At 54.6% G+C, this 2500-nt stretch carries 1 tRNA gene and 2 rRNA genes (1 of these 3 cut by a window edge); all 3 read left to right on the top strand.

Going from position 1 to position 2500, the window contains the following annotated elements:
- A 23S ribosomal RNA gene (locus EN861_RS34110) occupies positions 1 to 1926 on the top strand (it extends 884 nt beyond the left edge of the window).
- 203 nt (positions 1927 to 2129) lie between these two features.
- Positions 2130 to 2244: ribosomal RNA gene (rrf, locus tag EN861_RS34105) — 5S ribosomal RNA — on the top strand.
- Between the two features lie 178 nt (positions 2245 to 2422).
- Positions 2423 to 2499 (top strand) — tRNA-Met (locus EN861_RS34100).
- The last annotated feature ends 1 nt before the right edge of the window (position 2500 follow it).

Genomic DNA, 2500 nt, shown 5'->3' with positions numbered 1-2500 from the left:
AGAGCGTCGACCGAATACCCCAGGGGGTAGAGCACTGGATGGGCTAGGGGTCCTCACCGGATTACCAAACCTAACCAAACTCCGAATACCTGGGAGTACTAGTCGGCAGACACACGGCGGGTGCTAACGTCCGTCGTGAAAAGGGAAACAACCCTGACCTACAGCTAAGGTCCCCAAGTTATGGCTAAGTGGGAAAGGATGTGAGGATCCCAAAACAACCAGGATGTTGGCTTAGAAGCAGCCATCATTTAAAGAAAGCGTAACAGCTCACTGGTCTAAATAAGGGTCTTTGCGCCGAAAATGTAACGGGGCTAAAGCCATACACCGAAGCTTAGGGTTCGTAGCAATACGAGCGGTAGCGGAGCGTTCTGTAAGCTGATGAAGCCATACCCGTGAGGGGTGGTGGAGGTATCAGAAGTGCGAATGCTGACATGAGTAACGTAAGGGGAGTGAGAGACTCCCCCGCCGAAAGACCAAGGGTTCCTGCTTAAAGCTAATCTGAGCAGGGTTAGCCGGCCCCTAAGACGAGGCGGAAACGCGTAGTCGATGGGAACCACGTTAATATTCGTGGGCTTGGAGGTAGTGACGGATCATTGAGGTAGTCCAATCTTATCGGATTGAACGGGCTGCTGCGTGGTTCCAGGAAATAGCTCCTCCTTATAAACCGTACCCGAAACCGACACTGGTGGTCTGGTAGAGTATACCAAGGCGCTTGAGAGAACTATGCTGAAGGAACTCGGCAAATTGCACGCGTAACTTCGGAAGAAGCGTGACCCTTTTCCACGCAAGTGGAGGAGGGTGGCACAGACCAGGGGGTAGCGACTGTTTATCAAAAACACAGGGCTCTGCGAAGTCGCAAGACGACGTATAGGGTCTGACGCCTGCCCGGTGCTGGAAGGTTAAGAGGAGGGGTGCAAGCTCTGAATCGAAGCCCCAGTAAACGGCGGCCGTAACTATAACGGTCCTAAGGTAGCGAAATTCCTTGTCGGGTAAGTTCCGACCTGCACGAATGGCGTAACGACTTCCCCGCTGTCTCCAGCATAGACTCAGTGAAATTGAATTCCCCGTGAAGATGCGGGGTTCCTGCGGTTAGACGGAAAGACCCCGTGCACCTTTACTATAGCTTTACATTGGCATTCGTAGTGGCATGTGTAGGATAGGTGGTAGGCTTTGAAACCTGGGCGCCAGCTCAGGTGGAGCCACCCTTGAAATACCACCCTTATTACTATGGATGTCTAACCGCGGCCCGTTATCCGGGTCCGGGACAATGTATGGTGGGTAGTTTGACTGGGGCGGTCGCCTCCTAAAGAGTAACGGAGGCGCGCGATGGTGGGCTCAGAACGGTCGGAAATCGTTCGCTGAGTGCAATGGCATAAGCCTGCCTGACTGCGAGACTGACAAGTCGAGCAGAGACGAAAGTCGGTCATAGTGATCCGGTGGTCCCGCGTGGAAGGGCCATCGCTCAACGGATAAAAGGTACGCCGGGGATAACAGGCTGATGACCCCCAAGAGTCCATATCGACGGGGTTGTTTGGCACCTCGATGTCGACTCATCGCATCCTGGGGCTGGAGCAGGTCCCAAGGGTATGGCTGTTCGCCATTTAAAGCGGTACGTGAGTTGGGTTCAGAACGTCGTGAGACAGTTCGGTCCCTATCTGCCGTGGGTGTAGGAATATTGAAAGGATCTGTCCCTAGTACGAGAGGACCGGGATGGACGGATCTCTGGTGGACCTGTTGTGGCGCCAGCCGCATAGCAGGGTAGCTATATCCGGACGGGATAACCGCTGAAGGCATCTAAGCGGGAAACCCACCTTAAAACGAGTATTCCCTGAGAACCGTGGAAGACGACCACGTTGATAGGCCGGGTGTGGAAGAGCGGCAACGCTTGAAGCTTACCGGTACTAATAGTTCGATCGGCTTGATCGTTCTCATTCCTTATGTCCATCTGACTTCGTCAGATGGTTTGTTCTCACTCACGCTTGTTCCGCCCTGCGGGCGGCGCTACGTGGGTGCGGCGCACAAGCGCCGACGGTCGGTCGACCTTGCGAAGCTTCGCTTCGAAAGGCGCCAGGCTAAAAGAACTCCAAAGGCACAAAAAACAGCTTCTCGAATAACGTGCGTTTTGCCGACCTGGTGGTTATGGCGGAGCGGCTGCACCCGATCCCATTCCGAACTCGGCCGTGAAACGCTCCAGCGCTGATGGTACTTCGTCTCAAGACGCGGGAGAGTAGGTCGCTGCCAGGTCTGCTAAACGCACGTTTTATGTGTCACATCCTACTTTCCAAAAATCGAAGCCGGTTTTTGGGTCGAGGCGATGAAATCTTCTCTGAACATGGCCCGCCAACGGGAAACACGGGCCGCGTAAGCGGCCCTTTCATTTGGCGGACAAACCTCTCGCAAGCTCTCGCTTGCAAATCGGTGGCGCGGGGTGGAGCAGCCCGGTAGCTCGTCAGGCTCATAACCTGAAGGTCACAGGTTCAAATCCTGTCCCCGCAACCAA

The organism is Mesorhizobium sp. M8A.F.Ca.ET.218.01.1.1, assembly GCF_004791165.1.
In the GTDB taxonomy this organism is placed as follows: domain Bacteria; phylum Pseudomonadota; class Alphaproteobacteria; order Rhizobiales; family Rhizobiaceae; genus Mesorhizobium.
The sequence above is the reverse complement of the archived record's forward strand: the minus strand, read 5'-3'. Positions and strand labels throughout refer to the sequence as shown.